The sequence below is a fragment of the Streptomonospora halophila genome, from assembly GCF_039542725.1.
GTDB lineage: Bacteria > Actinomycetota > Actinomycetes > Streptosporangiales > Streptosporangiaceae > Streptomonospora > Streptomonospora halophila.
Window position 1 is genome coordinate 137,719 of the sequence record NZ_BAABIK010000015.1, and the last position, 7,096, is coordinate 144,814.

Genomic DNA, 7,096 nt, shown 5'->3' on the forward strand with positions numbered 1-7,096 from the left:
CCAACAGGGGAAGCGCCCGGAAACCGGCGTTCGGAAGTGGTGAATTCGCATATGCACGCACTCGTGGCCACCGTGGTGCACCATCCCGAGGACGCGCGCATCCTGCACCGCCAGATCCGCGCATTGCTCGATGCCGGGCACCGGGTCACCTACATGGCGCCCTTCGCTGACAGCGGCGTCACACCGTGGCGGGAGCTGACACCGGTCGACGTGCCGCGCGCGACCGGGAGGCGCCGCCTGGCGTCGCTGCGGGCGGCCCACGCCGCCCTGGCCCATCACGCTCCCCAGGCCGACGTCCTGCTCTTCCACGATCCTGAGCTGCTCCTCGCCCTGCCGCGCACGCGCCCCGCCACCGTGTGGGACGTCCACGAGGACGCGGCGGCGGCACTGCTGACCAAGCCGTGGATGCCCCGGCCGCTGCGGCGCCCGCTGGGGCCGGTCGTGCGGGGCTTCGAGCGCCGCGCCGAGCAGCGGATGCACCTGCTGCTGGCCGAGGAGGGCTACCGCGAGCGCTTCGCCCTGGCGCACCCGGTCGTGCCCAACACCACCTACGTCCCCGAGCGGCCCGAGCGCAGACCCGGCACCGACCGGGTCGTCTACCTCGGTCACCTCTCCGCCGCGCGCGGCGCCCACGAGCTCATCGAGATGGGCCGGATGCTGCGCCCGCACGGCGTGCGGGTCGAGATCATCGGCGCCGCCGATCCGGGCATCCGGCCGCTGCTGCGCGAGGCCCAGCGCGAGGAGGCCGTGGAGTGGTACGGCTTCGTGCCCAACGACCAGGCCCTGCGCATGGTCTCCGGCGCGCTGGCCGGCGTCTGCCTGCTGCAGGACACCCCGAACTACCGCAGCTCGCTGCCGACCAAGGTGGTCGAGTACATGGCACACGGCCTGCCGGTCGTCAGCACGCCCAACCCGGCGGCGGTCTCGCTGGTCACCGGCCGGCCCGAGGGCGAGTGCGGCGCGATCGTGCCGTACGGCGACCCGTCAGCGGCGGTCGACGCGGTGCTGGCGCTGCGCTCCGACCAGGCGCTGCGCGAGCGTCTGGCGGCCACCGGGCACGCCGTCGCCCGCTCCTGGTTCCACTGGCCGCAGCAGGCCGAGCCGTTCGTGCGGCAGCTGGAGGAATGGGCCGGTGCACCGCCTCGGCTTCCGCGGCAGGCGCGCACCGCGCCCGGACGCGCGGATGCGCCGGAGGCCGCGCCCGCGGCACCGCCCGCGCCGGAGTGCGGACCCGAACCGGAGCCCGTGGAGTTCCGGCCCGCCAGGCGGATGCCGCTGTGACACCGCCCGAGCGCCGCTGAGGGCCCTCAGCCGGGCTGAGGTCCGCCGCCGATCGGCTCGCCGGTCGGCCCGGCGGACCTCAGATGACCGGCGGGCGCCCGGCCAGGGTCATGCGCCAGGCGGTCGACCAGCGCATCGGCCTGCGCCGGCCGCAGTCGCCGCGCCAGCCCTCGCCGAACCCGCGGAACCACGCCCGCAGCGCCGACAGCGACCGCACCCGCAGCACCGTGATGCCGATCCACACGCCCAGGTGCGACAGCGCCAGCGGCCAGGGCAGGTTCCGCCGCACCAGCCAGACCCGGTTGCGCGCGTTGAGCCGGTAGAAGTCCTCGTGCCGGCTGGGGTGGGTCGAGGGGTGGTACATGACCGCCTCGGCGTCGTACTCGATGTGGTAGCCGGCGTCCAGGACGCGCCAGGCCAGGTCGCTCTCCTCGTGTGCGTAGAAGAACCCGCCCGGCAGCCCGCCGGCCGCGTCGAAGGCGGCGCGCCGGACGGCCGCGGCCCCGCCCAGGAACGTGGTGACGCGGCTGGAGCGCAGGGGGTCGCCGGCGCGCAAGCGCGGCACGTAGCGGCGCTGGTCGGGCCCGCCGTCCGGGTCGACGATGCGGAAGGTGACGATGCCCAGGCCGGGATCGGCCGCGAAGCGGCCGCTGACATGGCGCGCGAGGTCGCGCGAGCGGTACCAGCCGTCGTCGTCGAGGAAGAGCACGATGTCGCCGTCTGCGGCCTTGACCCCGTGGTTGCGGCCCTCGGGGATGCCGATGTTCTCGGGCAGCCGGACGGTCTTGACGTCCTCGGGCAGCGGGGGCAGCTCGGCGCCGTTGCTGACCACGATCAGCTCCAGCTCCGCGCCCTCCTGCTCCAGCACGCTGGTGACCGCGCGGCGGAGCTCGGCCGGCCGGGTCCCCATCGTCAGGATGACGCAGGAGATCTTCAACCGCTGCTCCCCCCCGTGCCCGGCCGGATCCGATCCGTCAACGGTACGGGACAGCGCGGCCTCGCCGTCGGCGACGTGCTGCGGCGCGGGAGCGGACGGCTCTGCGGACTCGGGAGCGGCGGCTGGGTCGGGGCCGCTCGGCAGACCTGGACTGGTCATGGGAACCGTTCGTGAACCTGGACTCGTGGTTGACAGTGAATGACCGTCGCATGAAACGGCTAACAAGAGGATAAGGGGGGAGCGCCGACGACACGCCCGTAGGTGACGCGCGGCACGCGGTCGTGCGGTGCGGAATCGGGCGGCGGATCGGGCGTGTCGCCCCGCGCGTCGCCGACTGTGCGGCGGCCGGGCAGGCGCGGAGGCCCGCGCCCCCCGCGGGCGCCGGAGGGGGACTCCGCGCGAGTCGGCGTCCCCCACCGGGCGGCGCAGGCGGCGGGCGGGTCTACTCCAACCGGCGCGACGCCAGCACGCTGACCATGTGCAGCAGCGTCTGCAGCGCGGCCACCGCGACGCAGACGACCACCAGCACCCGGGTGGCCATCAGGTCGCCGCGCACCAGGTCGATCACGGCGGTCCCCAGTGCCAGCAGCGAGAGCTCGACGGCCTGGATGACCCGGTGGAACCGCAGCGCGGCCGCCGCCTTGCGGGCCGTGCCCAGTCGCGGCGAACGGGGCTGGAGCGCCGCGTCGGAGACCTTCTCCGGCAGCCCGGCCTTCGCCCGGGCCACGACCACGTTGTCGGTCTCGGCCTTGATCAGGGCGGCGCCGAGGGCCGCGGCCATGCCGCCGATCACCCAGCCGCCGGCGTCGAGCCCGCCCTGGGCGCGGACCCCGAGGCCGATGAGCAGGGCGACCTCGGCGAGGTAGTGGCCGATGCGGTCCAGGAAGATCCCCGCGACACTGGTGCGCCCGGTGTAGCGCGCGACCTCGCCGTCGGAGCAGTCCAGCAGCAGGTAGAGCTGGATCAGCACGACCGCCGCCACCGCCGACCAGAACCCGCCCAGCGCGAGGACGGCACCGCCGAGCACTCCGGTGGCCATCATCAGGTAGGTGATGGGGTTGGGGGGAACGCCCAGGCGGATGAAGACGACGCTGAAGTAGGGCGACAGGTCGCGCATATAGAGGCGGCCCGCCCAGTGCTCCTCGTTCAGCCGCTCCTTGATCCCCTCAGGCTGGCCGCCCGAACGCACCTCATCGATCGATGGCTTTGACATATTCCGCCACGCTCCGCCTGATGTCGTCGTCCGAAAGGGCCAGGTGCTCCAGGACCGTGTACCGCCCCGGCCGGGTGGCGGGGGCGTGGGCCACCGCGCGCGCGAACTGCTCCTCGTCCAGGCCGACGTCGCCGGGCAGGGCGGGCAGGCCGTGGCGGTCGAGGCAGGCCCGGATGTCCTTCATCCGCTCCTCGCCGAACCCCTGGTACCGGCTGCGCAGGAAGTAGGCGTAGAGGGCGCCGATGCCGGCCAGCTCGCCGTGGTTGCTCGTGCCCGGGTAGAGCTGGTCGATCGCGTGCAGCACCTCGTGGCAGGCGCCGCTGGCGGGGCGGCTGGAGCCCGCGACCGACATCGCCATGCCGGAGAGCACCAGCGCCTCGGCCAGGGCGGTCAGAAAGTCCTGCGAGTCGACGGTGTCGCGCCGGTTGACGATGGCCTCGGCGGCGGTGCGGGCGAACGTCACGGCCATGCCGTCGACGGGCTCGCCCTGCTCGCGGCCCGCCAGCTCCCAGTCCGCGATCGCCGACAGGTTGCTGACGACGTCGCCGATCCCCGAGCGCACCAGGCGCTGCGGTGCGGCCCGCACGTAGTCGACGTCGACCACGACCGCGACGGGCATCGTGACGCCGTAGGAGCCCTTGCCGCTCTCGTGCTCCAGGGAGCTGACCGGCGAGGCGATGCCGTCGTGGGAGAGGTTGGTGGCCACGGCGACCATGGGGATGCCGGCCATGGAGGCGGCGAACTTGGTGACGTCGATCGTCTTGCCGCCGCCGATGCCGGCGACCGCCTCGTAGGCGCCCGAACGCAGCTTCTTGCCCAGCTCGGTGGCCACGTCGACGCTGCCGCCCTCGACCTTGAAGACCTCGCAGTGCGGCAGGTCCAGCTCGCCGGCGATCTGGGAGCCCTGGCCGGGCCCGACCGCGACGGCGATGCGGCCCTCGTTGGCGATGCGGCGGTCGGCCAGCACCGTGCCCAGCGACGCGATGGCGCCCTGGCGCACGTCGATCGCCAGCGGCGCGTTGACCATCCGGGCTAGTAGCGGCATGCGATCTCCTGAGCGCGGTTCAGGTCGTCGTGGTCGTCGACCTCGACCCAGTCGACCTCGCCGATCGGCGCGACGGCGACCTTGCCGCCGCGGTCGACCAGCTCCTGGAAGCCGTCCTCGTAGTAGAGCTGCGGGTCGCGCTCCCAGGTGGCCTGCAGCGCGTCGGCCAGCCGGTCCGAAAGCGATCCCTCGATGAGGGTCGCGCCGATGTACTCGCCGGCGGCCTCGGCGGGGTCCATGAGCTTGGTGATGCGGCGGAGATGGCCGGACTCGTCCAGAGTCACCTTCATCTCCTCGTCAGCCAGTGTTTTGGCGCTGTCCACCGCGAGGAGCAGCTCCGGTCCGCGCGCGGCCAGTAGCGTCTCTTCCACGCTCACCGGGTGAACGGTGTCGCCGTTGACGAGGAGGACGCCTTCGGAGAAGAACTCGCGCGCGGTCCAAAGGGAGTAGGCGTTGTTCCACTCCTCGGCCTTGTCGTTGTAGGCCAGAGTGAGCCGCACCCCGTGGCGGCGCTCCATCTCCTGCTTGCGCTGCTCGACCGCCTCGGCGCGGTACCCCACGACGACGACGACGTCGGTCAGGCCCGCGGCGGCGAGGTTGCGCAGCGAGATGTCCATGATGGTGGTCTCACCATCGACCGGCACCAGCGCCTTGGGCAGCGTGTCGGTGTAGGGGCGCAGTCGGCGCCCGGCTCCTGCGGCAAGAACCATACCGAGCATGTAGGCGTGTTCCTCCTTACGTCGTGGAGGCGTCCACGCCTCCCGATTCGTTGCGCGGAGCCTCCGCTTCCGCGATCGGGGCCGCCAGCCAGCTCGTCGTGGCCTCCCACACGAGCAGTACCGCGAGGTAACCCGTCAGCACACCGTAGGCGAACGGCAGCCACCCCAGTGCCCCGCCGGCGGCCAGGACCAGCATCCGCCCGTCCCAACCGAGCATCGCCCGCATGACCCAGGCCGGCGGACGCAGACCGGTGCGGGTGCGGTGCACGGCGTCTGCGTGGTGCAGCGCGACCGCAGCCAACAGTACGAAAACCAGTGGGCCGCCTACGCCGGACCCGTAGCCGAGCGCGAGGAGATAAAGGTACTCCGTCGCGCGCAGGAGGGGCGGGACGAGCCGGTCGAACCGTCCGTCGTGCGGGTGCCCCGAGGCGACTCCGGAGAGCAGCAGCGCGGCGACCGGTGCGAACAGGGTAATGCCTGCCAGGTGGTTGAGTCCCGTCGCCATCAGGACTCCGGCCACCAGCGCCCCGGCGAGGGTCGGTGGCAGCGGGGGCAGGCCGCCTGCGACGATCCGGCCCATGGCGGTGCTCAGGTGGCCGTCATCGCGGAGGAACCGCAGGTCCACGCTGGTTCCGGGCGGGGAAGCGGAAACGCCCACGGCTCACCTCGCGATGTCGTCGTCCGGGGGGCCGGCGAGGTCGGCGGCGGCCGCGAGGGCGCAGCCCGCGATCAGTGCGATGAACGTCACCCGTGCGTCCCAAATCGTTATCGTAAGGGCCACCGCTGCGAATCGTGCGGCTTGCGGGAACGCGGCGAGCCGGGCGAGAAGAGCGCGGCGCGGTCCGCCGCCGCGGCGGGGCGCGTCGCCGCCGGTGTCTGCCGTCCTCTCTGCCGCGTCAGGTGCGGTCGAGCCCGGCGCGCCTTCGCCGAGGGCTTCGGCGCGGACCTCGGCCCAGCCGGGCCAGGGGGCGCCCTTGGGCACCGTGCGGATGCCGAAGAGCGCTGCGCCGTCGGCGCCCTCGGCCGACGCGGGGGCCCCGGAAGCGCTCCCGCCGCCCTCGCCGGCGTCGGGTGCTGTGTCGGGCGCGGCGTCGGGCGCTGTGTCGGGGCCGGACGCGGCGGTGTCGTCCTCGGCCGTCTCGCGGCCCAGAAGCTCGGCGGTCAGCGAGGCGTCGCCGGGCGAGCCGTCCTCACGGTGCCGGCTGGGATCGACCGCATCGATGGGCCGGGGCAGACCCGACTCGGGACTCCACTCGGGCTCGCCCGCGTCGGCCCGACGCGCGGCGGCCAGGGAGTCGCGCAGCGCGACGGCGATGAGCGCGCCCGCGGCCCAGCCCCACGCGTCGGCCACGCCGGCGGCCGTGCCGCCGATCGCCAGCCCGGCGTAGACCGCGTACTCGCGCAGCCGCCCCAGGACCAGCGCAAGCCACACGTCGAGCCGGTCGCGGCGCGCGGCGCGCACCCGTTGCGCCAGGGCGTCGGTGAGCACCACCGCGCCCAGCAGCAGCGAGCCGATGACGGCGCCGCGCGGTCCGCCCTCGGTGAACCACACACCGGCGGCGACGGCCAGCACCACCCCGATCCGCGTCATGGCGGACGGGCTCACCCGTACCGGGCGCCACCGCCGACCGGTCGGACCGCTGCGCCTGCCGCCTCCGCGTCCGGCGCGCGCATCGACATCTGACACGGCAGTGCCCCTCCCACGCGGCCTCGCGTTCACCGTGTACCCGAAGGGGTACGCCTGGCAACCATCGGCACACCGCAGGCGCCGGAAGAGGTGAACCGCCGCCGGGGTCGGGCGCAGAACCGGCGGGTCGGGCCGCCCGGTCGCCGCGCCTCGCGCCCCCTAGATCGTTGATGGGAGTTTCCCGAACCGGCTGCGGGCATGGCGAAGGGCGCCG

The 7,096-nt window shown here is 73.8% G+C and carries 7 protein-coding genes; 1 reads left to right on the top strand and 6 read right to left on the bottom strand.

The features are described from left to right. Positions 1-51: 51 nt before the first annotated feature. Positions 52-1,281, top strand: a complete 1,230-nt coding sequence (locus tag ABEA15_RS14615; protein WP_345557051.1) for a glycosyltransferase family 4 protein — start codon at positions 52-54, stop codon at positions 1,279-1,281. 79 nt (positions 1,282-1,360) lie between these two features. Here the strand turns inward: ABEA15_RS14615 and ABEA15_RS14620 are convergent, their stop codons facing one another. The 6 genes from ABEA15_RS14620 to ABEA15_RS14645 form a co-directional block, all read right to left on the bottom strand. Beyond that, positions 1,361-2,191 carry a glycosyltransferase family 2 protein gene (locus ABEA15_RS14620; protein WP_345557064.1) on the bottom strand — a complete coding sequence of 277 codons (831 nt, stop codon included), beginning with the start codon at positions 2,189-2,191 and terminating at the stop codon, positions 1,361-1,363. Positions 2,192-2,660: 469 nt separating this feature from the next. Further along, positions 2,661-3,431 carry a CDP-alcohol phosphatidyltransferase family protein gene (locus ABEA15_RS14625; protein WP_345557052.1) on the bottom strand — a complete coding sequence of 257 codons (771 nt, stop codon included), beginning with the start codon at positions 3,429-3,431 and terminating at the stop codon, positions 2,661-2,663. Continuing rightward, positions 3,409-4,458, bottom strand: a complete 1,050-nt coding sequence (locus tag ABEA15_RS14630) for an iron-containing alcohol dehydrogenase family protein (protein ID WP_344144635.1) — start codon at positions 4,456-4,458, stop codon at positions 3,409-3,411. Before ABEA15_RS14630 ends, ABEA15_RS14625 begins: the two co-directional genes overlap by 23 nt. A 5-nt stretch (positions 4,459-4,463) precedes the next feature. After that, complete coding sequence (locus ABEA15_RS14635) at positions 4,464-5,195, bottom strand: phosphocholine cytidylyltransferase family protein (protein WP_345557053.1); 732 nt, start codon at positions 5,193-5,195, stop codon at positions 4,464-4,466. 16 nt (positions 5,196-5,211) lie between these two features. Further along, positions 5,212-5,853 carry a DUF5941 domain-containing protein gene (locus tag ABEA15_RS14640; RefSeq protein ID WP_345557054.1) on the bottom strand — a complete coding sequence of 214 codons (642 nt, stop codon included), beginning with the start codon at positions 5,851-5,853 and terminating at the stop codon, positions 5,212-5,214. Positions 5,854-5,856: 3 nt separating this feature from the next. Further along, the gene (locus tag ABEA15_RS14645) at positions 5,857-6,786 is read right to left on the bottom strand and encodes a hypothetical protein (RefSeq protein WP_345557055.1); all 930 of its coding nucleotides are present in this window, start codon (positions 6,784-6,786) and stop codon (positions 5,857-5,859) included. Between the last annotated feature and the right edge of the window lie 310 nt (positions 6,787-7,096).

Excerpts from the sequence above, each read along its gene's own strand:
- ABEA15_RS14615 (WP_345557051.1), top strand. The coding sequence starts at position 52 with ATGCACGCACTCGTGGCCACCGTGGTGCACCATCCCGAGGACGCGCGC.
- ABEA15_RS14620 (WP_345557064.1), bottom strand. The coding sequence starts at position 2,191 with ATGGGGACCCGGCCGGCCGAGCTCCGCCGCGCGGTCACCAGCGTGCTG.
- ABEA15_RS14625 (WP_345557052.1), bottom strand. The coding sequence starts at position 3,431 with ATGTCAAAGCCATCGATCGATGAGGTGCGTTCGGGCGGCCAGCCTGAG.
- ABEA15_RS14630 (WP_344144635.1), bottom strand. The coding sequence starts at position 4,458 with ATGGTCAACGCGCCGCTGGCGATCGACGTGCGCCAGGGCGCCATCGCG.
- ABEA15_RS14635 (WP_345557053.1), bottom strand. The coding sequence starts at position 5,195 with ATGCTCGGTATGGTTCTTGCCGCAGGAGCCGGGCGCCGACTGCGCCCC.
- ABEA15_RS14645 (WP_345557055.1), bottom strand. The coding sequence starts at position 6,786 with ATGACGCGGATCGGGGTGGTGCTGGCCGTCGCCGCCGGTGTGTGGTTC.